We start from the raw sequence: 23,226 nt of genomic DNA on the forward strand, positions 1-23,226 counted from the left end.
CAGCCTTCAAGCACTCCCGCCCGGAATTGCCTGCGCAAACTGCAGGTGGCGCAGTTTCTCCGGATTGCGGACAATGTAGATCGCCTTGATCTTGCCGTCCTCGATTTCGAGCGCCGTGGTTTGCGGCAGGCCATCGAATTCGGTGGTCACAAAGCCGGGAAGCCCGTCGACCAGGCCCTCATACAATAGCGGCGAGAACCGATAGCCGGCGGTCCGCCCGATGCCGTCGAAGAAGCGTCCGACCTTTGCCCGCGAATAGATTGGATTGATCGTGGATGTGCGGTTGCCGCCGCCGTCGGCATACATGACGACGTCATCGGCAAGAAGCGCCTGCAGTGCCTGCATGTCGCCGCTGCGCGACGCATTGTAGAAGGCCTGCGCAATATTCCTGCCCTGTTCGTCGGAAACGGGAAAGCGCGGCTTTGCCTGCTGGACATGGGTTCGCGCCCGGCTCGCCAGCTGGCGGCAGCTTGCCGGATCGCGGCCTATCGCCTGCGCCACCTCATTGAAATCTTGGCCGAAAACATCGTGCAGCAGGAACGCCGCTCGTTCCAGCGGCGACAGCCGCTCCAGCGCCATCATCAGCGTCAGCGTGATATCGGCATCCGTCTCGTCTTCGCTCGGATCGAATATCGGTTCAGGCAGCCAGCTTCCCACATAGGTCTCCCGTCGAACACGTGCAGATTTGAGGTGGTCGAGGCAGAGCCTCGTGACGATCCGAACCAGGAAGGCTTCCTCGCTGCGCACTTCCGAGCGATCGGCCTGGTGCCAGCGAATGAAACCTTCCTGGACAATATCCTCCGCCTCCGCGACCGATCCGAGCATGCGATAGGCAATGCGGATCAGTCGCGTTCTGAGGCGATTGAATATACTCGACGTGGCGTCAGGCTGCTGCGGCACTATCTTTCGACACCGGATGCACCGACCGGAATCCGATGGCGAGCCGGTTCCAACCGTTGATGGTAACAATGAGCATGCTCAGTTTGACGATCTCCTCTTCGCTGAACTGCGTCTTCAATTCCTCATAGACATTATCCGGTGCGTGCGTCTTGGCAATCAGCGTCAATGCTTCGGTCCAGGCGAGGGCAGCGCGTTCGCGCTCGCTGTAAAGCGGCGACTCCCGCCAGGCGTCGAGCAGATAGAGGCGCTGTTCGGTCTCGCCGCGTTTGCGCGCATCCTTGGAATGCATGTCGAGGCAGAATGCACAGCCATTGATCTGCGAGGCACGCATCTTGACGAGTTCTATAAGGCTCATCTCAAGCCCGCTGGAAACGGCGCTCTTCTCCATCTCGATCATGGGCTTGATTGCGTCGTGGTTATAGGGGTTCAGTCTCGGTTTCATCAGTGATCTCCTTGTGCGGCATTGCGTTGCCTGAAGAAAAGACGAGACAGCATTTTCTAATGTGACATCGCTCAAAGATTATTTTGGGACAGGCTGCATTTGTTTGGCGGAGATCGCCTCGGTATCGCCCGCACGGCGCCTTAGCGTGTCATCAATGTGAGATCGGGGATTGGCTCGGATCTCGCGGTCGGGCTTAAGCGTGCAGGAGTAGGGACGGCACGAGCGTGGATGGCGTTGCAGATTAACTCCGAGCTGTCTAGGTTCCAAGCGCCGACGGAGTAATGAAATGCGTGCGACTATCCCTGCAACATCGACCACTCGCTATTTGAGCGGCCGGCCTGCGCTGAATCTCATTTCCGAAGACGGGACAGGGGACTGGCATTTCGTTCAGACATTTTGCCGAGATCGCGTCATCAGCGGGCGCTTTGCCATCGTAGGCGAGGGATGCGAGACGAACACCAATACCTATCTTGGCAACGCTGGCATTTACGACTGTACGGCACTGCTCGATGAGCAGAGGATACAACACGAGAGCACGCCAGCTTTTGCCGCCAACCATGCGCGAGCGATAGCCGACATGGTGATCGCCGAAAGCCTGCTCGGCAGGTTGGCAGACTTCGCCATTCTTGACGACTGGATGCCGCGCCCGCGGGACAAGCAAAAGGTTTATGACTTGCTGGCCCAAGCCAAGGCTAAATTGCCCGAACTCGCGCGGAAGATGGTCTTGGAGTGGGAAGCGGCGAACTCTGAGCGAGAATAAACCACCGGGCGGGTGTGGCGGGCGACGCGGAGATTACAGGGCCTATTCTCCGCAGATTTGCGGAGAATAGATACATACCTGCCGCACCTTGGCAGTATCGCTGAACAGCTTTTCGATGTTGGCTGCATCCAGCGCGATGCCGCGCCCTCCGTCAGAAACCCCGGGGGTCGCTGGCGATCAGGTCGTTGTACTTTGCACCCGGCGGCGCGGGTGGGTCCCGGGCCAAGAGCCCGAGGATCGGCGTGCGGCGCGCTTCAATCCGTGCTGGATCAACCGGTGGATCAGTTCCGGATAGGGTATTCCTGTCGCGCCAAGTACCTTGGGATACATGCTGATATTGGTGAATCCCGGTATCGTATTGACTTCGTTGATCACGGCGCTGCCATCGGCGCGCAGGAAGAAATCAATGCGCGCCATACCCTCGCATCCAAGCGCGCGAAAAGCTTGTTCTGCCATATCCCGTAGAGCCTGGGTCTCGTCGGGGCTGATGCGGGCAGGCACGGTAAGGTCCGCTCCATCCGCATCGAGGTATTTTGCTTCGTAGGTATAGAAGTCGTGCGTGTTGGACGGAGCGATTTCACCGGGCACCGAAACAATCACGGTGCCATCTGCCGCTTCGAGCACGCCGAGTTCGATCTCCCGGCCTCCAATGAACTCTTCGATGAGGACATGATCGTCGAACTGCAATGCCGATTCAACCGCCACATGCAGTTCCTCGGCTATCCTCGCCTTGCTGACGCCGACCGATGAACCCTGCCTGGCCGGCTTGACGAAGACGGGCCACGAAAGCGTTTGCGCAACGGCGTCGAGATCAATGTCCGAGGGGCGCTTCACCATGATGCCAGACGCAACGGGCAGGCCGTCATGGGCCAGCAGGCACTTCGCCTGATACTTGTCCATGGCGGCGGCGGATCCGAAAATGCCGCTTCCGACATAGGGAATGTTCGCGACTTCCGCCAGGCCCTGCACAGACCCGTCTTCGCCAAAGGGTCCGTGAAGAACCGGCAGCAGCACGTCTATAGGCGTGATCTCATAGGCCGGGCCGGATATGGGAAGAGCAAGTGCGCGGCCCCGGCCACCCGGAAGCAAGGTCATTTTCGTACCATCGGCCGGTACGGATTGCGGAAAGCCGCCGTCGATGAGCAGCCACTCGCCCTGCCGGGTCACCCCTACGAGAACGGTTTCGTAAACCTCCGGGTCAATCGCCTCGAAGACATTTCTCGCGGACATGACGGAGACATCGTGCTCGGAAGATCTGCCACCAAAGAGAATTGCGACGCGCGTTCTGGACATGGTGGGGTTCTCACGAAAAAGATCGGCGATGGGGATTCAAAATGGAGCGCCTGGCGCCGGCTCAGTCGCCCGTGACGAAGAAGCGCCAGCGTCCCTTCGGCGTGATGCCAAGGCGGTAGAAGACGTAAGTCCCGAATTGCTTCATCTCGTCATAATCGCCGGCGGTGACGATCTGAAAGAGTTCAACCTTCTGCTTGGCGTCGAGCTTGTCGAGCGGGTAGGCGAAAAAGTAGGGCCACACATAAAGCTCGTCCGGCGTGCCGGCATCGAGGTGGACATAGCCGGATTCAAGCACATCGACGAGGATTGCAAGAATCTCCATGCCTTCGGGATCGCCTGCCAACGACTTCAGATAAGCGAGGGGATCGCCCTCGATCTCAGTGAGCGAGAGCATGGTGACGTCGTCGCCGGAGCCGATCAAAGGGCGCAGCGCCTCGATATTGCCGGACTTGGCGGCCGTCAGGATAAGTTCGTGCATCTTGCGCACCGGAAACGGCAGCTTGCTGAGGTCGTATTCGACCTGCGCGGCCGCCGCGCCTTCCTTGGCGTTGGGCATGGCGATGCTGCTGTCGGGGACGACGGCGCCGTCATTGGCGGCGGGCGTGTCCGCATCCCCGTCGCTCGGGCCCGCCGGTTGGTCGGTCGCAGCGGGCGGCGTCTCGCCTGCCGGCTTTTGCGTGGCATCGGGCTTGGCAGGCTCTGGAGGCTTGGGAAGCTCTTCCTTCTTAAGTTCGCTCAAGGCAAGCTGGACAGGTTTGCCGCTGGCGGCCGCAGCAGGAAGGCTGAACGCACAGGACGCGGCCACGATGACAATTGCGCGGGCAATCGCGGGCGCGGAAAAGTGCTTCTCAAGCATGCTGGATCACCCGGGCGTTACTGGAGAACGCGATTCGTTGAAAATTCACCTGCGGAAATACGTTCACGCAACACTTCAAGCAACGCAAGAGCGGAGGCTTCGCCATTGTCGCGGATCAGTTCGATCAGCGCGGTTGCGAATGCTGCCTCGGCCATAATTTCAGGTTCGATACCCTCGAGCGTGCCATCTGCCCAGACTTCATTCTGATATTCGATCGCAACCAGTTTTTTTTCTTCTGCAACCAACCTATCGAGGTCCGTCGATGTCATGTTCATGTCATACCGTCCTTGGCCGAAGCCAATTCTTAAACTACCGCTAAACTCTATCATATGTTTTGTTTAAAATGCGGCCCATTGGCTTCAACAGTTAAAGCACAGTTAATTTCCATAGCCCGATACGATCTCGGATGAAAGCCTCATTCCTTCGGCCTGGTAGCGGTCAATCGCCGCAATCGCCTGGCTGGTGCAGGTGGAGTAAGTCTCGTTGAAAGTGCGGTAGCCGCGGTTGAAGCTGGCGATGAGACGCGCCCGCCGTGCGGGGTCGGGGTTTTCCGCCAGAAGCAGCGTATCCATGCGATCGCGCCACTGGCTGCTCTTCTCGCCACACAGATTGCGCAGCGAATGGATCGATCCCATTACCTCGGCGAGGCGCAGGAGCTTGGCCTCGTAAAGCGGATCGACAGCATATGCCGGGACAGCGCTGGCGAGTGTCGCAAGAAACGCTGTGATTAATGCTGCTCGCCGCACGAAATTCCCCAAGCCTATTCGCCCTTCGCGACATGTTGCCCGAAAGCAAGGCGCCTTCAAGGCGTTGATCGGCGATACCCTCAACTTTCGAAGGAACGCGCCAGGAAGTGCACGACCTCGAGCACACTTTCGGTCACGTCAAATGCGGCCATTTCGTCGGCGCGCAGCCAATGCACGGCCGCGGCATCGTCGGCGGCGACGGCGTCTCCCATTGCGTCGTGCGCGAGGAACACAGCGAGGCGGAACGCCTTGGGCGAGGGAAACTCGGGTGTCGAGTAATCGAAGGTATAGGTGGTCAGATAAGTGACCTCTTGCGCGATGATGCCGGTCTCTTCGAAGAGCTCGCGGATTGCAGCTGCCTGCGGCGTCTCGCCGTCCTCGCGCCTTCCACCGGGAAAGGCGAGCCAGCCTTTCGAGGGCTCGCGGCCGCGCTCGACAAGCAGGAATGCCTTGTCGCGGATACAGACCGCGGAAACGCCATCGACGGTTGCGGAGAGGGGAATTTGATCCATATCTCAGGGGTAAGCGGCATCAACGCATTTGACAAGGTCGCCTTGACGGACGACCGCAAATCGGGAAGATCGGCGCGGTCACTAAGGGCTCGTTGTAATGTGCGGACGTTTTTCCCTCCTCGGAACACCGGAAGAGATCGAAGCCTGGTTCGATCTTATGGAGCTTGAGGATTTCCCGCCCCGCTACAATATCGCGCCGACCCAACCGATCCTCATGGTCGTCAGCGGGGAAACGCCGCCGCCGGGCAGCAACCGGCCGAACCGGCGTGCGCTCCTTGTACGATGGGGGTTCATTCCGGGATGGGTCAAGGATACGGCCAATTATCCGCTGATGATAAACGCCCGCGCCGAGACCGCGATCGACAAGGCATCGTTCAAGGCGGCGATGCGCCATCGCCGCGCGCTGATCCCGGCCTCGGGCTTCTATGAGTGGCGCCGCAACGGCGACCGGAAGGCGCAGGCCTATTGGGTGCGCCCGCGCAATGGCGGCGTTGTCGCCTTTGCCGGACTTTACGAGCCTTGGGCGAATGCCGAGGGGTCGGAGATGGATACCGGCGCAGTGCTTACCACGGAGGCAAGCGAGAACCTGCGTTTCATCCACGACCGCATGCCCGTCGTGATCGAGCAGAAGGATTTCTCGCGCTGGCTCGATTGCAAGACGCAGGAGCCACGCCATGTCGCCGACCTCCTGAAACCGGCACGCGAGGACCTGTTCGAGGCGATACCTGTCTCCGACAAGGTCAACAAGTTCGAAAACACCGGACCGGAAATCCAGGAGCGGGTCGAAGAGACACCGCCCGAGGAACGCAAGAAACCGCAGCGTTCAAAGCCGCCGCAATCCGACGCACAGATGAAACTTTTCTAGGCCTTCACGCGCCAACTTCAGGACACAGACTATATGCTTTCAGCCGCTCTTTCCGGTTTTCTCCTTGGCGCGTCGCTCATAATCGCGATTGGCGCGCAAAACGCCTATATCCTGCGCCAGGGCCTGCTGCGCGAACATGTCTTCATCCTGAGCTTCATTTGCGCGCTGTCGGATGCCTTGCTGATCGCGGCTGGCGTTGCCGGCCTCGGCACGCTTATCGCACAGTCCCCGAAACTGATTTCCTTCGTGACGCTGGGCGGAGCGGCGTTTCTCTTCTGGTACGCGTCGGTCGCCTTTCGGCGTGCGTTTCATCCGGAAGGCTTGCGGGCGGCGGGTTCTGGCGGAAGCTCACTCAAGGCAGCCGTCGGGACGGTGCTCGCGCTGACATTTCTCAATCCGCACGTCTATCTCGATACAGTCGTTCTATTGGGCGGGCTCTCGGCCCGCTTCGAGGGCGTCAACCGCGCGGCCTATGGCGTCGGCGCGGCGCTCGCTTCGTTCATCTGGTTCTTCAGCCTCGGCTATGGGGCGAGGCTGCTGCAACCGGTCTTCGCCAAGCCTGCGGCCTGGCGCGTCCTCGACATCCTGATCGGCCTTGTCATGGCCGGCATTGCAACGAGCCTGTTAGTCCGTTTCCTGCACAATTGAAGCAAGCTTCAACTGCGGACGCTTGCGCACGCTGCTCAGCACTGCAGCAAGGATCGCCGCCGGGCCGATGGCATTATATTTGGCAACGAGATTCTCGGCGCGGACGCTTTCGCGCGGCTTTGCCGTCTGCTTGATGGTGTTCATGGCTCTGGTCCTATCCCCTTTTTCGGATAAGTCAGGATTCCCGGTCAAATGAGCCGGAAAAAAGGCACTTTCCGGGAGGATTTTGGGCTATTCGGTTAAGATGGATTAACCACGAGGAAGCAGGCAAAAATGCAACACCCGCGTTTCGCGGCGACACGCTTGACGATCGACCCGCAGTCGATCATAAATGCGGCCATGAAAACGTTGCCCGTAACCATCATTATTACCTGTCGGATCATTATCAGCTAGCACTGCGCTGGCCCGGCCGTTTTCGTCTCAAAATTCAGCAAAAGATGTGAAACGCACCGGTCGCCAGACCAGTGGAATGATATGCGTTTGATGTTGAAACCCGAGATTTGAGCAGACCGCCATGCCGCAGCAACTGAGCCTCTACAACACGCTCACCCGCACGAAGGAAGTGTTCGTGCCGATCGATCCGAACAATGTGCGCATGTATGTCTGCGGACCCACTGTCTATGACTACGCCCACATCGGCAATGCCCGACCGGTGATCGTCTTTGACGTTTTGTTTCGGCTGCTGCGCCACGTCTACGGCGAAAACCACGTTACCTATGTGCGCAACATCACCGACGTCGACGACAAGATCAATGCGCGTGCCGCCCGTGACTTTCCGGAGCTTCCGCTCAATGACGCGATCCGCAAGGTGACGGAAACGACGAACCGCCAGTTCCAGGCTGATGTCGCGGCGCTTGGCAACCTGCAGCCAACGGCCCAGCCGCGGGCGACGGAATATATCGCCGAAATGGTGGCGATGATCGACCGTCTCGTCGATCGCGGCATCGCCTATGCCGCCGATGGCCATGTCCTGTTCTCGCCGGCGGCGATGAACGCCGCCAGGGGGCCGCGCTACGGCATGCTGGCCCGCCGTTCTGCCGACGATATGCTCGCCGGTGCCCGCGTCGATGTCGCCTCCTACAAGCGCGACGAGATGGATTTCGTCCTGTGGAAACCGTCAAGGGAGGGCGAGCCAGGCTGGCCCTCACCGGCGGGGATCGAAGGTCTTGGCCGTCCAGGCTGGCATATCGAATGCTCGGCCATGTCCATGGCGAAACTGCTCGAGCCGTTTGGCGGCGGGCTGCAGTGCGACGATCCGCAGAAGAACATCTTCGACATCCATGCCGGCGGTATCGACCTCGTTTTCCCGCACCACGAGAACGAGATCGCCCAGTCGTGCTGCGCGCTCGGCATCGACCGCATGGCCAACGTCTGGATGCATAACGGCTTCCTGCAGGTCGAGGGCCAGAAGATGGCAAAGAGCCTCGGCAACTTCGTGACGATCAACGAGCTTCTCGCAACCGAAACGTTCGGCGGGCGCAAGTGGCCTGGCGACGTGCTGCGCCTCGCCATGCTGATGACCAACTACCGCGAGCCGATCGATTTCAGCATAAGCCGGCTTGAGGAGGCGGAGAACATTCTTGCCAAGTCCCGCGAATATGTGGGCAATGCCGAACCCGGTGCGATCCCGGATGAGGTGATTGCCCTGCTTGCGGATGATCTCGCCACGCCGAGCGTGATCAACTGGCTGTCTTCGGCGCGGCGCTCGCGCGCGGTCGAGCCTGGCGATTACCGGGCAGCGTTCGCGCTTCTCGGATTCGATTTGCAGGCTGAGACAGTGTCGTCAGAGCTCGCGGGCGAGATCGAGGCGAAGATCGCCGACCGGCTCGCTCTGCTTGCCGCAAAGAGCTTCGCCGAGGCCGATCGCATCCGCGCCGAATTGCTGGATCAGGGTATACAGCTCAAGGACGGCAAGGATCCTGAAACGGGCGAGCGGGTTACGACCTGGGAGGTGAGGCGGTGATGGACAATGCCCCTCCCGGCTGCTGCGCAGCCACCCTCCCCACAAGGGGGAGGGAGAGAACCGCTGCGGCCCTTCGTTCGAAGCGGAAAACTGGTGGAGAGCTAGCCGCACTTTCCCTCCCCCTTGTGGGGAGGGTGGCTGCGCAGCAGCCGGGAGGGGTGTTCCTTGCCTCATAGCAACATCCAGCCCAAAACACGATCTCGCGCCAAAACCCTTCGTCGGGAGCTGACTAGAGCCGAATATCGTATGTGGAACCTGCTCCGAAGCTTTCGCCGGCGTGGCGCGAGGTTTCGCCGCGAGGCGCCAGTTGGACCATACATTGCCGATTTCGCCTGGCTATCGGCGCGCATAATCGTGGAAGTTGATGGTGATTCACATGCTTCGGACGCGGGGATGAAACACGACGAGAGTCGCGATGTTTTCCTGCGCGGCCAAGGGTTTCGCATCATGCGTTTCGACAACAATGACGTAATTTTCGCGGAAGAAGCCGTCTATATCGAACTCGAGCAAGCGTTAACACCGTTCCTCTTGCCGGAGCCCCGCTCATGAGCCTTGACAACAAGCCCATATACACCGGCGGGTGCCAGTGCGGAGCGGTTCGGTTTCGCGTCGAGGGCAGCGTGGACGACACCTCCATCTGCCATTGTCGCATGTGCCAGAAGGCGTTCGGCAATTTCTATGCGCCGCTTGCATCGGTGCACGGCGCCCATTTCCAGTGGACGCGCGGCGAACCCAAGCGCTACCAGTCGTCCAATCACGTCAAGCGCGGTTTTTGTGCCGAGTGCGGCACGCCGCTGACCTATGAGGCGCCCGACGGCCTCGCGCTGGCGATCGGTGCTTTCGATCATCCGGAGGAACTTGCCCCTGTCCTGCAATGGGGTCTTGAGGGCAAGTTGCCCTACGTCGACGATCTCGGCGCGCTGCCGGGCTATACGTCGGAAGGCGATCCTGAATCGGCTGAATTTCTCAAAACAATGATATCCTATCAGCATCCCGACCATGACACGGATCAATGGCCGCAGGCCGGGGACGGGGAAACGAGCAAGTGACCAAGGAACGCATCTACCTCTTCGACACAACTTTGCGCGACGGCCAGCAGACGCCAGGCATCGATTTTTCAGTCGAGGACAAGAAGGTCATCGCCGCCTTGCTCGATGATTTCGGCTTCGATTATGTCGAAGGCGGTTATCCCGGCGCCAATCCCACCGACACGGCGTTCTTCAGCGAGACGCGAACAAAGCGCGCCAAGTTCGCGGCTTTCGGCATGACCAAGCGGGCAGGGGTCTCCACCTCCAACGATCCCGGCGTCACGGCGCTGATCCGTTCCGCCGCCGACACGGTCTGCTTCGTCGGCAAGAGCTGGGACTATCACGTGCGCGTGGCGCTCGGCTGCACCAATGAGGAAAACCTTGAAAGCATTGCCGCCTCGGTCACGGCCGCTGTAGAAGCCGGCAAGGAAGCCATTGTCGATTGCGAGCACTTCTTTGACGGCTACAAGGCCAACCCGGCCTATGCGCTCGCTTGCGCGCAAACCGCCTATGAGGCCGGCGCGCGCTGGGTCGTTCTGTGCGATACCAATGGCGGTACGCAGCCGGCGGAAGTGGCGACGGTCGTGCGCGAGGTGACGAAGTCGATCCCCGGCGATCATCTCGGCATTCATGCCCATAACGACACCGAGCAGGCGGTCGCCAACTCGCTGGCTGCGATCGATGCCGGCGTGCGCCACGTGCAAGGTACGCTCAACGGTATCGGCGAGCGTTGCGGCAATGCCAATCTCGTTACGATCATTCCGACGCTAATGCTGAAGCCTGCCTGGGCGGACCGCTTCGAGACCGGCATCAGCATGGAGAAACTGCAGGGGCTGTCGCGACTCTCGCGCAGCTTCGACGAATTGCTCAACCGTGCGCCCAACCCGCAGGGCGCATTCGTCGGGACGTCGGCTTTCGCGACCAAGGCCGGCATCCACGCTTCGGCCCTGATCAAGGAGCCGGCGACTTACGAACATGTCCCGCCGGAGACCGTCGGCAATCGCCGCAAGGTGATGGTCTCCGACCAGGGCGGCAAGTCCAACTTCATCAATGAGCTGGAGCGCCGTGGCATCAGCGTGGCAAAGTCCGATCCTCGGCTCGACACGCTCATCGCCCTCGTCAAGGAACATGAGGCGGAAGGCTATGCCTATGAAGGCGCCGATGCGAGCTTCGAACTCTTGGCGCGGCGCACGCTCGGCACGGTCCCGGAATTCTTCAAGGTCGACTCGTTTCGATGCATGGTCGAACGCCGCTTCGATGCCAACGGCAACATAAAGACGGTCTCGGAAGCGGTGGTGAAGGTCGACGTCGACGGCGAGACCCGTATGTCCGTCGCCGAGGGTCATGGCCCGGTCAACGCACTCGATCTTGCGCTGCGCAAGGATATGGGCCGTTACCAGAACGAGATCGACGATCTGGTGCTCGCTGATTTCAAGGTTCGTATCCTCAATGGCGGCACGGAAGCGATCACGCGCGTTCTGATCGAGTCCACGGATTCAAGCAATGCGCGCTGGTGGACGGTGGGCGTATCCGACAACATCATCGACGCCTCCTTTCAGGCGCTGATGGATTCCATTGTCTACAAGCTGATGAAAAACCGCGATCTCGCTGGCAAGATCGCCGCGGAATAGCTGGAATTCGCTCATAATTTGTTCGAATTGCCGTAAAAAACATCAACTCTCTTGATGTATCGATCAGCCGAATTCAATGGACGCGCCGGGAAGCGAGGACTAGGAGTCGGCGCATCATGACTGAACAGATAGCTTCCAATCGCGCCGTGACCGCTGGCCTTGTCACAACCGAAGGTCCGGGCGGCATGTCCGACGGGAAGAAGGGTTTCATCTTTGCGCTCTCGGCCTATCTGCTCTGGGGCGTCCTTCCGTTCTACCTGAAGTCGGTTGCCCATATGCCGGCGCTGGAAGTGGTGGCGCATCGCATCATCTGGTCGGTACCCATCGCCGCCCTGCTGCTGTGGTGGCTCGGGTTGTTCGGCGATCTGAAGGTCGCGCTGACGACGCCCCGGATGCTATTCATGGCGATGCTGACGGCCTCGCTCATCACGCTCAACTGGGGAACCTATGTTTGGGCGATCGGCAGCGGCCATGCGATCGACACCGCGCTCGGCTACTACATCAACCCGCTGGTGAATGTCGTGCTCGGCGGCATTTTCCTTGGCGAGCGCCTGTCGAAGCCGCAGGCCGTGGCGGTCGGGCTCGCCGCCTGCGCGGTGCTCCTTTTGACGGTCTATTCCGGCGGCTTGCCCTGGATCTCGCTGGTGCTTGCCTTCAGCTTTGGCTTCTACGGCTTCTTCCGCAAGACGTTGCCAATCGGCCCGACCCAAGGCTTCATGCTTGAAGTCCTGCTTTTGTCAGTGCCTTCGCTCGCCTTCATCGCCTGGACCGTCTCGCAGGGCACCAGCCACTTCTTCAATGGCAGCGCCCACGACGTCGGCCTTCTGCTCTTCGCCGGGCCCGCAACGGCGGTGCCGCTCATCCTTTATGCATTCGGCGCCAAGCTGCTGCGCTATACGACGATCGGACTGATGCAGTACATCGCACCGACGATCGTCTTCCTCAGCGCCATCTTCGTCTTCGGCGAGCCTTTCTCGCATATCCAGTTCATCGCCTTTGCGCTGATCTGGACGGCGCTTGCCATCTATACGTGGTCGATGTTGCAGCAAGCCCGCAAGGTGAAGGCGGCTTAACGCCTGTTCCCGCCGATCCTGCGCACAATCAGATAAACCGCCGCGGAAATCGCGAGCGCGATGAAAGCGATGATCCAAAAACCGTGCGCGCTTTCTGCAAGCGGTAGCCCGCCGGTATTCATCCCGAAAAGCCCGCTGATGACCGTGCTTGGCAAAAGAACAGCGGTCATCACCGACAAAACGTACAGGAACTGGTTCGATTGGTCGGTGAGCTTGGCCATCAGTTCGTCCTGCAGCAACCGTGCGCGCTGCTGCAACTGGTCACCCTCCGCATGCAGGGTTTCGGATCGCCGCGACAGGGCCTCGATAAGATCGTCCAACTCCTCAGGCAGAGCCCTGCGGTCGGCATGGTCGATATGGCGGAACAGGCTGATCGTGGCTGTCAGATAGCGGTGGAAGACCACGATCTGCCGCCGCACCGGCACCAAGCGCTCCCGTTCGCCCTGCCAGTTCTCGCCGACAATGTGATCCTCGATCGAATCGAGCGTTTCCGAAAGCTTGGCAATCTCCGCCTTGAGCAGTTCAAGAAAACGCCGGAAAACAGCATTGAACAGGGTGAGCGGTGAGGGAAGCCGGATTTTGCCCCGGCCCATCGCCTGGCGTATGTCGTCGACCGACTGCAGCGGATGCCGCCGCGCGCTGATGAAGACCCCATCATTGAAGGCGAAGCGGAAATAGCCGAGCTCGCGCGGATCACCGTAGTGCTCGTGCTGGAGATCGGGCAATTCGCCGTATAGCCAGCCATCATCGAAATTGATCTGGCATTGGTCGCCGGAGGCAAGCAGGACCTCCCGTACCGCTTCGGGCAGGGTGGCGTCGGTCTCGAGGCTGCGCCGTGCTCTCGCATCGGCCAGGGCATAGCTTTTCCACGTCCATACGCCAGGATTGGAGGCACCAGGATGCTGGATAAGCGCGCCATCCGCGCTGAATGCGTGGCTTATGACAAAGTCATCGCTGGTGAGTTGCTTGCTGTTGGGATCCAAGGCCTTCGTGTCCACCTATCGATCCCTTTTCCGTAGCTACATGCGTTCGATGATCGACTCATCGCCGTCCCGGTCGCCTCGCGCAGCGGCGTTGAGGATCGCCGGCACGATCTCATCCGGGTTTTCTACCACAAGCGGATTGACCAAATGTGACGTATGCACGAACCCTTCGGCCTTCATGTGGTCGATGAGCGCAAGCATCGGATTCCAGAAGCCGTTGACATTGGCAAAGACCATCGGCTTGCGATGCCGCCCGAGCTGGGCCCAGGTCATGATCTCGACGATCTCCTCGACCGTGCCGATGCCCCCGGGCAGCGTGACGAAGGCGTCCGAGCGCTCGAACATCTTGTGTTTGCGCTCGTGCATGTCTTCCGTGACAATCAGCTCGGAAAGCTGGCCAAGCGCGTGTTCGGTGGCTTCCTTGTTCATCAGGAATTTGGGGATAATGCCGGTCACTCGACCGCCCGCGGACATGACGCCGTCCGCAACCGCGCCCATGATGCCTTTGGTGCCGCCGCCATAGACGAGTTCAAGCCCGTGTGCGGCAATCGACTTGCCGAGCAGCCTGCCGCTTTGCTTGTAGATCGGATCGCGGCCCGGCGAGGATCCGCAATAGACACAGATGGATCGAATCTTGCTCATGCGACGAGTGGTGCCTCCTGCACCGCCAAACGTCAAGGCGGTAGTAATGCGACAAAAGTTTGCTACCCCAGATTTGTTCTTGATAAGTCTAAAGACTAGTCCTGAATCTAAAGGGTTTTCTTGTAGCATCGGCGAAAAGGCGCTAGACCAAAAAGAGAACAATAGGAATGGGGAACGATGTTCGAGAATAAAATTGCGGTTTTGGGGCTCGGTACTGTCGTTGCCGCTGGGCTCGTCGCCGCTGTCGTGGCGTTGCTGCCAGGTGAGCCGACTTCTGACAAACCCGTAGCGCTTGCGACCAGTCCTGCACAGACACAGCAGCCAGCCGCTGCACCGGCACCGGCCCCGCAACAAGAGGCCAAGGTAGAGAGCCCCACGCTTCCTGGGGCCACTGCGCCTGCTGCCCAGCCCGATGCTTCGGTTCCGCAAGGCGAAGCGACGATAACATCGAGCGGACCCACTTTCGACATTCTTCGCGTCGAACCCTCCGGATCGATCGTTGTTGCCGGCAAGGCGGCAAAGAACGCTACAGTCGATCTTTTGTCTGGATCGCAGATCGTAGGCACCGGCAAGGCGACGGATACCGGCGACTTCGTCATAGCCCTCGATAAGCCATTGAAACCCGGCGACTATCAGCTTGTGCTGCGCTCGACACTGCCCGATGGCAGCGCGCTGACATCGCTTGAGACCGCCATTGTCTCCATACCCGAAAACAAGTCCGGACAGGTGCTGGCGCTCGTCGAGCAATCTGGCCAACCGAGCCGCATGATCACGACGCCGCAAGCCACGACACCGGCTGCACCGGCCGAAGGGCAGACGGCAACGGCGACCGCCGCCTCGCCGGCCGGCGACAAGCCCGCCACGCCCGCCGAGAGGGCTCTCGTCGCCGTCGAGGCTGTCGAGATCGAGGGCAACAAGATTTTCATTGCCGGCACCTCCGAGCCAGGCTCGACAGTCAAGCTCTATGCCAATGACGATCCGCTTGGAACGACCAAGACGGCGCCAAACGGCCGCTTCCTGCTGCAGACGGTGCAGGAACTTGCGGTCGGCGATTATATTATCCGGGCCGAAATGATGGGCCGGGATGGCATGACCATAATCGCGCGTGCGGCGGTGCCGTTCAAACGCGAGGCGGGTGAACGCGTCGCAGCGATTGCTGATGCCACGCCCGGCGACAGCGCAACTGGCGCCGTTCCGCAAGGCACGGATCCGGCAGCGCAGAACAGCGAGGCGCCGCTCAAGAATGTCGACGGTTCGGTTATCATTCGCCGGGGTGACAATCTCTGGCGGATTTCCCGCCGCACCTATGGCGCGGGCGTTCGCTACACGACGATCTACCTTGCCAACAAGGAGCAGATCCGCAACCCGAACAAGATCTTCCCCGGTCAGGTCTTCACCTTGCCGGATCAGGAAAAATCGGCTGTCGAGTGACATGATTGCGCTATTCCGGCCCCACCAGCCGGAATAGCGTTTTATTTTTCGGCTTGCTTTGGAAATTTATATCGTTTATCGCCGATAGACGATGAATTGTACCAATCCGTTTGAACGCTCTTTGTCGGACGCGGAAACCGCCCGGATCCTTGCCGCGCTTGCTCATCCGGCGCGCTTGCGCATCGTCCGGCAGCTCGCCTGTCTCGACCGCTCCTGTTGCAAGGATATCGTCGCGCAGCTTGACCTTGCGCAGTCGACGGTCTCGCAGCATCTGAAAATTCTCGTCGAAGCAGGCCTTGTCCGCTATCAGCCCTCAGGCCAGAGCTCGCACTACAGTATTAATCCGGATGCATTCGTCACCGTTGCCGCGTTTGTCAGCGACATAGCGAGCCTTTGCTGTTCCGATGAAGGGATGGTTCGGGGCCGTGCCTCGCTGCACCCCGCGATCCACAAGGAATAAAAGTGGCCAACAAGACCGTTTCCGCCGACTCTGGAAAGACATTCCAGACCATACGCAATCTCTGGCCATACATGTGGCCGATGGAGCGGCCGGACCTGCGCATGCGCGTGATCTGGGCCACGGTCTATCTCGTCATTTCCAAGGTCGTTCTGATCCTTGTTCCGTATTTCTTCAAATGGGCGACCAATGCCTTAAATGGCAAGTTCGAGCCCTCGGACCTCGTGCCAGCTCTGCTCGTTGGCCCGCTTATGCTGGTCGCGGCCTATAATCTGGCCCGTATCGTCCAGGCAGGTCTCAACCAGTTGCGCGACGCGCTGTTTGCCAGCGTCGGCCAGTACGCCGTGCGAAAACTTGCTTATAAGACCTTCGTGCATATGCATGATTTGTCGTTGCGCTTCCACGTCGAACGGCGCACGGGCGGCCTTTCACGCATCATCGAGCGCGGGACCAAGGGCATCGAAACGATTGTCCGGTTCACGATCCTGAACACGGCGCCGACGATCCTTGAATTCCTCATGACGGCGGTAATCTTCGCCGTAACCTATGGTTTCTCCTATGTCGCCGTGGTCGTTGCCACGGTCTGGCTCTATACGTGGTTTACCGTCCGTGCCAGCGATTGGCGCATCGGCATACGCCGCGACATGAACGCTTCCGATACGGACGCCAACTCCAAGGCGATCGACTCGCTGCTCAATTTCGAGACGGTCAAATATTTCGGCAACGAGGCCATGGAGGCCAAGCGCTTCGACGGAGCGATGGCGCGCTATGAAGTGTCGGCGACCCGTATCTGGACCTCGCTCGGCTGGCTCAACTTCGGTCAGGCCGTCATCTTCGGCGTTGGCATGGCGGTGATGATGATCATGTCGGGCAGGGAGGTTCTCGCCGGCACGCAGACGCTTGGCGACTTCGTATTCATCAACGCCATGCTGATGCAGCTGTCGATCCCGCTGAATTTCATCGGCTTCATCTATCGTGAGGTGCGCCAGGGCTTGACCGACATCGAGCAGATGTTCGATCTTCTGGATGTGGAGCAGGAAGTTCAGGACCGCCCGGACGCGCGGCCGCTCGACATTGAGCGCGGTTCCGTTCGCTTTGACAATGTTCACTTTGCCTATGACCCGAAGCGCCCCATCCTGAAGGGCGTCAGTTTCGAGGTGCCGGCCGGCAAGACGATTGCTATTGTCGGGCCTTCCGGTGCGGGGAAATCGACCCTTTCCCGGCTGCTATTCCGCTTTTACGATATCCAGAGCGGCTCGATCAGTGTCGACGGGCAGGACATTCGCGACGTTACGCAGGAGAGCCTCCGCGCCGCCATCGGCATGGTGCCGCAGGATACGGTGCTGTTCAATGACACCATTGCCTATAATATCCGTTACGGCCGGATCGCCGCGAGCGATGAGGAAATGCGCAACGCCGCCGAACTTGCCCAGATCGGTCCGTTCATCCAGACATTGCCGGACGGCTACGAGTCGATGGTCGGCGAGCGTGGACTGAAGCTTTCCGGCGGCGAAAAACAGCGTGTGGCCATTGCACGGACGATCCTGAAGGCTCCGCCCATTCTCATCCTCGACGAAGCGACGTCGGCGCTCGACAGCGCCACGGAACATGAAATCCAGTCGGCGCTCGATCTCGTCAGCCGCAACCGCACAACGCTGGTCATTGCGCATCGTCTTTCGACTGTCATCGGCGCTGATGAAATCATCGTCCTCAAGGATGGCGTCATTGCCGAGCGTGGCACGCACCTGACGCTCCTTGCCCGCGGTGGCCTCTATGCTTCCATGTGGAATCGCCAGCGCGAAGCCACCGAGGCCGAGGAGCGGCTGCGCCGTGTGCGCGAGGAAGACGACCTTGGCGTGGTCTTGCGCGGTGAGCCGGCAGCATAGCGGTTTCAGTGAACTGGCGAGCGAAGCGTTTGCCCCGGCCTCCAATCTCCGATAAGTAACGCGCGAAACGCATTGGCGCGCCTTGGGTTTCGCGTGTGCGTTACCGGGACCAGCAGGAAGCAACGAATGAGCCTTGTCGATACCATCCGCAATACATTTGTGCCGATTCATCGGGAGGGATATCCGTTCATCGCCGGTTTTGCCGGTGCGACGATCATTCTCGGCTATTTCTGGGAGCCGTTGTTCTGGATCGGCTTCGTGCTGACGGCCTGGTGTATCTATTTCTATCGTGACCCGCAGCGCGTGACGCCTATCGACGACAAGCTGGTCATAAGCTCGGCGGATGGAATTGTTTCAGCGGTGGGTCCAGCCGTGCCCCCACGCGAACTCGGCCTCGGCACCGGCGAGATGACGCGCATTTCCGTGTTCATGAACGTTTTCTCTTGTCACATCAATCGCGCACCGGTGCGCGGACGCATCAAGACGATCGTTCACAAGCCGGGCAAGTTTTTGAATGCCGAACTCGACAAGGCGAGCGCCGAGAACGAGCGCAACAGCCTCCTGATCGAAAGCCCGAATGGCGAGGTCGCCGTGGTGCAGATCGCCGGACTGGTTGCGCGCCGCATCGTGTGCTGGGCTGACGAGAACAACGCGCTGTCGATCGGTGAGCGTTTCGGGCTCATCCGCTTCGGCTCACGGGTGGATGTCTATCTTCCCCAGGGCTTTACCCCCCGCGTCGCAATTGGCCAGATGGCAGTTGGCGGCGAGACCGTCATCGCGGAATTTGGCGGGGCGGCGAGCGCGCCGCTGGTGCGGATCAGCTGAGGTTGCGGCATGAACGACATCGAATCCGATCCGCTGTTTGACGACAAGCCTCGGGCACACGAACCGCGGGGCAGGCGCATTCCGCTGCGCTATCTCGTCCCGAATGTCATCACTGTGCTTGCCATCTGTGCCGGGCTGACGGGCATAAGGCTCGCCTTCGAGAATCGCTTCGAACTCGCCGTTGCCATGGTGCTGCTTGCCGCCTTTCTCGACGGCATTGACGGACGTATCGCCCGCATGATGAAGGGCTCGAGCAATTTCGGCGCGCAGATGGATTCGCTCGCCGATATCGTCAATTTCGGCGTTGCGCCGGCCCTCGTGCTTTATGCCTATATGCTCGATCAGGCGCGGTCCTTCGGCTGGATCGCGGCGCTGCTCTATTGCATCGCCTGCTGCCTGCGCCTTGCCCGTTTCAACGTCATGCTCGATGCCGTAGGCCAGCCCGCCTGGCAAAAGAACTTCTTTACAGGGGTGCCAGCACCCGCCGGCGCGCTTCTGGTAATGCTGCCGGTCTATCTCGGCTTTCTCGGACTTGCCCCGACGCGGGCTCTCGCCTTCGGGGCGGCGGCCTATACGGTGATTGTCGCCAGCCTGATGATCAGCCGTCTGCCGGTCTATAGCGGCAAGGCGGCGGGCACGAAGCTGCGCTCCGACTGGGTCATGCCGATTTTCCTGTTCATCGTGGTCTACGTTGCGTTCCTGATGAGCTACACATGGCAGACGCTGACACTGACGACGATCGCCTTCTTCATCAGCCTGCCTTTCAGCACACGCGCCTGGAAGCGCTTTGAAGCGGCGGATGCACTCAGCGCCGCCACCGCTTCTCCAAACAACGAGGCCGAAGCCACTTCGTCGTGAGGCTTAGGTTTTCGGCCGTTACTCGGGCTTGGGTTTCATGAATTGCTTGCGGAAAAATGCGAGGATTTCCGCGTTGAAATCCTTGTGAAACGCAACGCGGTCGAAGTTCGATGCGTCGGCGCAGATTTCGGGTTCGGAGTCGGCAACAAGTTTTGCCAGTTCCGGGCCGCACGGCGGCAGGAACGAAAAGTGCCCTGAATTGGCAACGAAATGAAATTCCGGCTTGCGTGGCAGGTTGGCGGCAATCGTCGCGGCATCCTTCACCGAAAGTCCATCGCCGCCCCGTTCTGATCCCCAGAGCTGCACAGGAACTGTCACGTCTTTCAAACCTGCGCGGGTGAACAGGCTGCCGCCTGCTGGATCGACGACCACAGCAGCCTTTATACGGGGATCGGATGTGAGGGGGCCTATCGCACTGGCGCGGATTTGTTCGCAGAAGCGATTGCCGGGATAGGTGGGGCAATTTGTTAGCAGCAGGTTCCAGTCAGGTCGTCCGCCGAGCAGCGCCAGGCCGGTAAAGCCGCCTCGGGAATATCCGAAGAACCCGATGCGGCCCGCATCAAGCCTCGACGCATCCTGCCAGGAGCCGAGCATGAAGGTGACGAGCCTTGTCATATCCGCCGGGCGCTGCGTCATTGAAGCGATGTCGCCGGGGTCTCGGGAATCCGAGAGACCGGCATCCCGAGGATGGCTGATAGCGGCGACGACAAAACCTGCATCGGCAAGCTTTTCTGCGAGGACGTGAAAATTGCCGAACCAGCCGCCGACGCCGTGCGAGATGATAATCAGTGGCAACTTTTCGCCAGTCACCTGGCAATCTTGGGCGACATTGAGCGTATCGAAGCGAAATTTCACTTCACCTGGTATCCCGGTGCAGGGATACCAGACGGCGCCTCGCAATTCTGGTCCGCTTCTATTTGAAGGCACGGTCAGCGTTTGAAAACCTGCTGCATCAGCAAGTTCCGGCGAGCCAAAAATTGCGAGCGCGGGGATGGCCGCACGCATGGCCATCGTCGAAAAGAGTGCGATAAATGATGCGAGAATATCCAGCATGCTTCCGGGCTCCGAAATGGTAGAGTTGGTCGAGCCTTGATCGCAGCGTAATTCCCGTATGATAACGACCTCAATTGCGTTTCAGGTCGTCCGCAATCGCGATGGAGGACATATTGCCGGTGCCGAATTCACGGATTGAGTGCAGATGATATTTGTCCCGTTGCCGTATGTCGTTGCCTTGCTGCTTGCCATCCTGCTGATCCAGATGGTGAGGCGAAGCGATGGGAATAAGCCAAACCTGTTCTTTGCGGCCTTGATCGCTCTCTACGCCCTGCAATCACTGGTGATAGGAACGCGCTGGGGATACGACATCGTCGCACTCCTGCCTGTGCAGGCGATACTGGCTGCAACTATCCCCGCTCTTGCATGGCTCAGTTTCGATGGCTTGCGCGACGGGCGCTTGCCGCGCAATCGCCCGCTGCTTTTATTGCATGCAATGCCAGCGTTGACGATTGTGGCATTCGTGGCGTTCTGGCCGACGCCGATTTCGCTCGCCCTTATCGTGATATTTCTCGGCTATGGTAGCGCGCTGACATGGCTGGCCTGGCTCGGGCCGAACGCGCTCGGTTCTTCGAGGCTCGACGGTGTCGGCAACACGTATAGGGCGCTACAGATCACTGCGTTCGCCATCCTTGGCTCCGGTCTCGGGGATATCATCATCAGCCTCGATTTCGCCGAAACAGGCGGAATCCATTCCGGGGGTATCGTGGCCATTGGCAATGTCTTTGCCCTGCTGATCCTTGGAACCGCAGCGTCCGTTGCGGGAACCAGCCAACCCGCAACTGAAGACGATGGAAGCGGCAGTGAAATACCGTCCCCGGTGCCGAGCGCGGAAGACGCCCGTATCGCTGCTTCGCTTGACGAATTGATGCTAACGCGGAGCCTGCACCGGGATGTCGATCTTAACCTGAACCGGCTTGCGCGAAAAATGGGCCTCTCGACCCGTCAGGTGTCGGGCGCGGTCAACCGCGTCAAGGCAATGAGCGTCTCGCAGTATGTCAATGATTTTCGCGTGAAGGAGGCTTGCCGCCTGCTCGCAAATACGGACGATCCGATAACCCGCATCATGTTCGATGCAGGTTTTCAAACAAAGTCCAATTTCAATCGCGAATTTCTGCGCGTTACAGGCATGAGCCCCAAGGCGTGGCGTGCGCTGCAATGGGAACTGAACGCCAGACCGACCAAGCGGATACGACTCGTTGTCTAGCCTCCACTGCCTTCATCCGGTCGCACCGCCGTCGTTCCCTGCTTGGCGCCCCTGCCGGCCCCCCGCTCAACGGCTCCCATTGCCGTCATCCGCTCCCACCGCCGTCATCCTCGGGCGCTTGACCCGAGGATCCATCTTGGACGCTGTTGACCACACGAAAAGGAAGAGTGGTCCTCGGGTCAAGCGCCCGAGGATGACGGTGGAGAGGAGCGGCGATGTGAAATCAATACCTTCCGGTAGAACGGTTCAAAAGTCGCCAAGACCGCAATCGAGCCCGCGACGGATCTGCTTTTCGGTGCATATCAGCGGATAAATGTGCTCGCTCGCCCGCGCATGGCTTCTAATTCTCGCAAGAGCCGTGGTCGAGCCGGCAAAATCGTAACCAACACCTGCCGACGAGTACGGTTACGCTAGCTTGGATCGTTGTAGTTCAGAAGCTTGCCTTCGCGCACGTCATAGAGTTTGCCGGTGACATCGAGTGCCGGGTCAAGCATAAGCGCGATCTGGGCCGCAACGTCGCCCGGCGTCGGCAAGGTTTCCGGATCTTCGCCGGGCATTGCCTGGGCGCGCATCGCCGTGCGGGTTGCGCCGGGATTGACAGAGTTGATACGAAGGCGCGTCTGGCGCGTCTCCTCGGCCCAACTGCGCGCCATTACCTCGACGGCGGCCTTGGAAGCGGCATAGGGACCCCAATAGGCTCTCGCCGTGTGGGCGACGCCTGAGGAAAGGAACAGCGCACGGCCGGCATCCGAGAGCTTCAGGAGCGGATCGGTGGTGCGGATCAGGCGCCATACGCTCGACACGTTGATCGCCATCAGCTTGTCGAACACCTTCGCTTCCACATGGCCGATCGGTGATATCGTTCCGAGGAAACCGGCGTTCGCAACCATGATGTCGAGCTTTCCCCAACGCTCGTGGATCGAGCCGCCAAGCCGGTCGATGGCCGGCATGTCGGTCAGGTCGAGCGGGACCAACGTCGCGGTACCGCCCACGCTCTTGATCTCGTCGTCGAGATCCTCGAGCCCTCCGACCGTTCGGGCGACGGCGATGACATGGGCGCCGCGTGCGGCAAGTTCCTTCGCCAGAAAATAGCCGATGCCGCGGGATGCGCCAGTGACAAGCGCAAGCTTGCCGTCCAGCCGGAAACTGCCGTCAGAAATCATTGTG

General features: G+C 59.9%; 26 protein-coding genes. 14 read left to right on the forward strand and 12 right to left on the reverse strand.

Translation table 11 applies throughout. The annotated features are described in order from the left end of the window. Positions 1-6: 6 nt before the first annotated feature. Positions 7-900 (reverse strand): sigma-70 family RNA polymerase sigma factor, encoded by an 894-nt coding sequence (locus AC1DNI_RS07510; protein WP_477691376.1) that lies wholly within the window; start codon positions 898-900, stop codon positions 7-9. Beyond that, complete coding sequence (locus tag AC1DNI_RS07515; protein ID WP_027229831.1) at positions 884-1,342, reverse strand: carboxymuconolactone decarboxylase family protein; 459 nt, start codon at positions 1,340-1,342, stop codon at positions 884-886. Before AC1DNI_RS07515 ends, AC1DNI_RS07510 begins: the two co-directional genes overlap by 17 nt. Before the next feature lie 286 nt (positions 1,343-1,628). Between AC1DNI_RS07515 and AC1DNI_RS07520 the strand changes: the two genes are divergently transcribed. Next, a complete protein-coding gene (locus AC1DNI_RS07520) occupies positions 1,629-2,102 on the forward strand; it encodes a hypothetical protein (RefSeq protein ID WP_477691377.1) in 474 nt (157 codons plus the stop codon). Between the two features lie 177 nt (positions 2,103-2,279). Here AC1DNI_RS07520 and AC1DNI_RS07525 read toward each other — a convergent pair whose 3' ends face one another. From AC1DNI_RS07525 to AC1DNI_RS07545, 5 genes are all read right to left on the reverse strand, one after another. Beyond that, entirely contained in the window at positions 2,280-3,395 is a 1,116-nt protein-coding gene (locus tag AC1DNI_RS07525) for a D-alanine--D-alanine ligase family protein (RefSeq protein WP_477691378.1), read from the reverse strand. Between the two features lie 61 nt (positions 3,396-3,456). Beyond that, entirely contained in the window at positions 3,457-4,251 is a 795-nt protein-coding gene (locus AC1DNI_RS07530) for a hypothetical protein (protein ID WP_477691379.1), read from the reverse strand. A 17-nt stretch (positions 4,252-4,268) separates the two neighbouring features. Next, a complete protein-coding gene (locus AC1DNI_RS07535) occupies positions 4,269-4,526 on the reverse strand; it encodes a hypothetical protein (protein WP_027229828.1) in 258 nt (85 codons plus the stop codon). Between the two features lie 102 nt (positions 4,527-4,628). Continuing rightward, positions 4,629-4,997 (reverse strand): TIGR02301 family protein, encoded by a 369-nt coding sequence (locus tag AC1DNI_RS07540; RefSeq protein ID WP_081815825.1) that lies wholly within the window; start codon positions 4,995-4,997, stop codon positions 4,629-4,631. 80 nt (positions 4,998-5,077) lie between these two features. Further along, entirely contained in the window at positions 5,078-5,509 is a 432-nt protein-coding gene (locus tag AC1DNI_RS07545) for an NUDIX hydrolase (RefSeq protein WP_477691380.1), read from the reverse strand. Positions 5,510-5,606: 97 nt separating this feature from the next. On the opposite strand from AC1DNI_RS07545, the gene AC1DNI_RS07550 reads away from it, so the two are divergent. Then, positions 5,607-6,374 (forward strand): SOS response-associated peptidase, encoded by a 768-nt coding sequence (locus tag AC1DNI_RS07550; RefSeq protein ID WP_477691381.1) that lies wholly within the window; start codon positions 5,607-5,609, stop codon positions 6,372-6,374. A gap of 33 nt (positions 6,375-6,407) precedes the next feature. Next, complete coding sequence (locus AC1DNI_RS07555; RefSeq protein WP_027229824.1) at positions 6,408-7,022, forward strand: LysE/ArgO family amino acid transporter; 615 nt, start codon at positions 6,408-6,410, stop codon at positions 7,020-7,022. Here the strand turns inward: AC1DNI_RS07555 and AC1DNI_RS07560 are convergent. Next, complete coding sequence (locus AC1DNI_RS07560; RefSeq protein WP_153667781.1) at positions 6,999-7,166, reverse strand: hypothetical protein; 168 nt, start codon at positions 7,164-7,166, stop codon at positions 6,999-7,001. The two genes, AC1DNI_RS07555 and AC1DNI_RS07560, sit on opposite strands and share 24 nt — an antisense overlap. Positions 7,167-7,536: 370 nt before the next feature. Here AC1DNI_RS07560 and cysS point away from each other — a divergent pair, with 370 nt between their 5' ends. The 5 genes from cysS (at position 7,537) to rarD (ending at position 12,717) form a co-directional block, all read left to right on the forward strand. After that, on the forward strand, positions 7,537-8,985 hold the full coding sequence (gene cysS, locus AC1DNI_RS07565) for a cysteine--tRNA ligase (protein WP_477691382.1): 1,449 nt from the start codon (positions 7,537-7,539) through the stop codon (positions 8,983-8,985). A 246-nt stretch (positions 8,986-9,231) separates the two neighbouring features. Then, a complete protein-coding gene (locus AC1DNI_RS07570; protein WP_477691499.1) occupies positions 9,232-9,534 on the forward strand; it encodes an endonuclease domain-containing protein in 303 nt (100 codons plus the stop codon). Beyond that, on the forward strand, positions 9,531-10,034 hold the full coding sequence (locus tag AC1DNI_RS07575) for a GFA family protein (RefSeq protein WP_477691383.1): 504 nt from the start codon (positions 9,531-9,533) through the stop codon (positions 10,032-10,034). The genes AC1DNI_RS07570 and AC1DNI_RS07575 overlap by 4 nt, the downstream gene beginning before the upstream one ends. After that, entirely contained in the window at positions 9,998-11,644 is a 1,647-nt protein-coding gene (cimA, locus tag AC1DNI_RS07580; protein ID WP_477691384.1) for a citramalate synthase, read from the forward strand. The genes AC1DNI_RS07575 and cimA overlap by 37 nt, the downstream gene beginning before the upstream one ends. Before the next feature lie 116 nt (positions 11,645-11,760). After that, positions 11,761-12,717 (forward strand): EamA family transporter RarD, encoded by a 957-nt coding sequence (gene rarD, locus AC1DNI_RS07585; protein WP_370462119.1) that lies wholly within the window; start codon positions 11,761-11,763, stop codon positions 12,715-12,717. On the opposite strand, the gene AC1DNI_RS07590 is transcribed toward rarD, so the two are convergent. Both AC1DNI_RS07590 and AC1DNI_RS07595 read right to left on the reverse strand, forming a co-directional pair. Then, positions 12,714-13,715 (reverse strand): CorA family divalent cation transporter, encoded by a 1,002-nt coding sequence (locus tag AC1DNI_RS07590; RefSeq protein WP_477691385.1) that lies wholly within the window; start codon positions 13,713-13,715, stop codon positions 12,714-12,716. The two genes, rarD and AC1DNI_RS07590, sit on opposite strands and share 4 nt — an antisense overlap. A gap of 21 nt (positions 13,716-13,736) precedes the next feature. Next, complete coding sequence (locus tag AC1DNI_RS07595; RefSeq protein ID WP_477691386.1) at positions 13,737-14,342, reverse strand: LOG family protein; 606 nt, start codon at positions 14,340-14,342, stop codon at positions 13,737-13,739. A 177-nt stretch (positions 14,343-14,519) separates the two neighbouring features. Between AC1DNI_RS07595 and AC1DNI_RS07600 the strand changes: the two genes are divergently transcribed. The 5 genes from AC1DNI_RS07600 (at position 14,520) to pssA (ending at position 19,799) form a co-directional block, all read left to right on the forward strand. After that, complete coding sequence (locus AC1DNI_RS07600; protein ID WP_477691387.1) at positions 14,520-15,773, forward strand: LysM peptidoglycan-binding domain-containing protein; 1,254 nt, start codon at positions 14,520-14,522, stop codon at positions 15,771-15,773. A gap of 121 nt (positions 15,774-15,894) precedes the next feature. Then, on the forward strand, positions 15,895-16,233 hold the full coding sequence (locus AC1DNI_RS07605; protein WP_477691388.1) for an ArsR/SmtB family transcription factor: 339 nt from the start codon (positions 15,895-15,897) through the stop codon (positions 16,231-16,233). Positions 16,234-16,235: 2 nt separating this feature from the next. Continuing rightward, complete coding sequence (locus tag AC1DNI_RS07610) at positions 16,236-18,116, forward strand: ABCB family ABC transporter ATP-binding protein/permease (RefSeq protein ID WP_477691389.1); 1,881 nt, start codon at positions 16,236-16,238, stop codon at positions 18,114-18,116. Positions 18,117-18,209: 93 nt separating this feature from the next. Continuing rightward, positions 18,210-18,941 carry a phosphatidylserine decarboxylase gene (locus AC1DNI_RS07615; RefSeq protein ID WP_255695364.1) on the forward strand — a complete coding sequence of 244 codons (732 nt, stop codon included), beginning with the start codon at positions 18,210-18,212 and terminating at the stop codon, positions 18,939-18,941. 9 nt (positions 18,942-18,950) lie between these two features. Beyond that, a complete protein-coding gene (gene pssA, locus AC1DNI_RS07620) occupies positions 18,951-19,799 on the forward strand; it encodes a CDP-diacylglycerol--serine O-phosphatidyltransferase (protein WP_477691390.1) in 849 nt (282 codons plus the stop codon). An 18-nt stretch (positions 19,800-19,817) separates the two neighbouring features. On the opposite strand, the gene AC1DNI_RS07625 is transcribed toward pssA, so the two are convergent. Continuing rightward, a complete protein-coding gene (locus AC1DNI_RS07625) occupies positions 19,818-20,852 on the reverse strand; it encodes an alpha/beta hydrolase family protein (RefSeq protein WP_477691391.1) in 1,035 nt (344 codons plus the stop codon). Between the two features lie 145 nt (positions 20,853-20,997). Between AC1DNI_RS07625 and AC1DNI_RS07630 the strand changes: the two genes are divergently transcribed. After that, a complete protein-coding gene (locus AC1DNI_RS07630) occupies positions 20,998-22,059 on the forward strand; it encodes a helix-turn-helix domain-containing protein (RefSeq protein WP_477691392.1) in 1,062 nt (353 codons plus the stop codon). Between the two features lie 410 nt (positions 22,060-22,469). Here AC1DNI_RS07630 and AC1DNI_RS07635 read toward each other — a convergent pair whose 3' ends face one another. After that, complete coding sequence (locus tag AC1DNI_RS07635) at positions 22,470-23,222, reverse strand: SDR family NAD(P)-dependent oxidoreductase (protein WP_477691393.1); 753 nt, start codon at positions 23,220-23,222, stop codon at positions 22,470-22,472. Positions 23,223-23,226 lie beyond the last annotated feature (4 nt).

The organism is Phyllobacterium sp. 01N428, from assembly GCF_056399405.1.

Bases quoted from the DNA above. Each gene is read 5' to 3' on its own strand.
- AC1DNI_RS07515 (WP_027229831.1), bottom strand. From the start codon at position 1,342: ATGAAACCGAGACTGAACCCCTATAACCACGACGCAATCAAGCCCATG.
- AC1DNI_RS07520 (WP_477691377.1), top strand. From the start codon at position 1,629: ATGCGTGCGACTATCCCTGCAACATCGACCACTCGCTATTTGAGCGGC.
- AC1DNI_RS07525 (WP_477691378.1), bottom strand. From the start codon at position 3,395: ATGTCCAGAACGCGCGTCGCAATTCTCTTTGGTGGCAGATCTTCCGAG.
- AC1DNI_RS07530 (WP_477691379.1), bottom strand. From the start codon at position 4,251: ATGCTTGAGAAGCACTTTTCCGCGCCCGCGATTGCCCGCGCAATTGTC.
- AC1DNI_RS07535 (WP_027229828.1), bottom strand. From the start codon at position 4,526: ATGAACATGACATCGACGGACCTCGATAGGTTGGTTGCAGAAGAAAAA.
- AC1DNI_RS07545 (WP_477691380.1), bottom strand. From the start codon at position 5,509: ATGGATCAAATTCCCCTCTCCGCAACCGTCGATGGCGTTTCCGCGGTC.
- AC1DNI_RS07550 (WP_477691381.1), top strand. From the start codon at position 5,607: ATGTGCGGACGTTTTTCCCTCCTCGGAACACCGGAAGAGATCGAAGCC.
- AC1DNI_RS07555 (WP_027229824.1), top strand. From the start codon at position 6,408: ATGCTTTCAGCCGCTCTTTCCGGTTTTCTCCTTGGCGCGTCGCTCATA.
- AC1DNI_RS07560 (WP_153667781.1), bottom strand. From the start codon at position 7,166: ATGAACACCATCAAGCAGACGGCAAAGCCGCGCGAAAGCGTCCGCGCC.
- cysS (WP_477691382.1), top strand. From the start codon at position 7,537: ATGCCGCAGCAACTGAGCCTCTACAACACGCTCACCCGCACGAAGGAA.
- AC1DNI_RS07570 (WP_477691499.1), top strand. From the start codon at position 9,232: ATGTGGAACCTGCTCCGAAGCTTTCGCCGGCGTGGCGCGAGGTTTCGC.
- AC1DNI_RS07575 (WP_477691383.1), top strand. From the start codon at position 9,531: ATGAGCCTTGACAACAAGCCCATATACACCGGCGGGTGCCAGTGCGGA.
- cimA (WP_477691384.1), top strand. From the start codon at position 9,998: ATGGCCGCAGGCCGGGGACGGGGAAACGAGCAAGTGACCAAGGAACGC.
- rarD (WP_370462119.1), top strand. From the start codon at position 11,761: ATGACTGAACAGATAGCTTCCAATCGCGCCGTGACCGCTGGCCTTGTC.
- AC1DNI_RS07595 (WP_477691386.1), bottom strand. From the start codon at position 14,342: ATGAGCAAGATTCGATCCATCTGTGTCTATTGCGGATCCTCGCCGGGC.
- AC1DNI_RS07600 (WP_477691387.1), top strand. From the start codon at position 14,520: ATGTTCGAGAATAAAATTGCGGTTTTGGGGCTCGGTACTGTCGTTGCC.
- pssA (WP_477691390.1), top strand. From the start codon at position 18,951: ATGAACGACATCGAATCCGATCCGCTGTTTGACGACAAGCCTCGGGCA.
- AC1DNI_RS07625 (WP_477691391.1), bottom strand. From the start codon at position 20,852: ATGCTGGATATTCTCGCATCATTTATCGCACTCTTTTCGACGATGGCC.
- AC1DNI_RS07630 (WP_477691392.1), top strand. From the start codon at position 20,998: ATGATATTTGTCCCGTTGCCGTATGTCGTTGCCTTGCTGCTTGCCATC.
- AC1DNI_RS07635 (WP_477691393.1), bottom strand. From the start codon at position 23,222: ATGATTTCTGACGGCAGTTTCCGGCTGGACGGCAAGCTTGCGCTTGTC.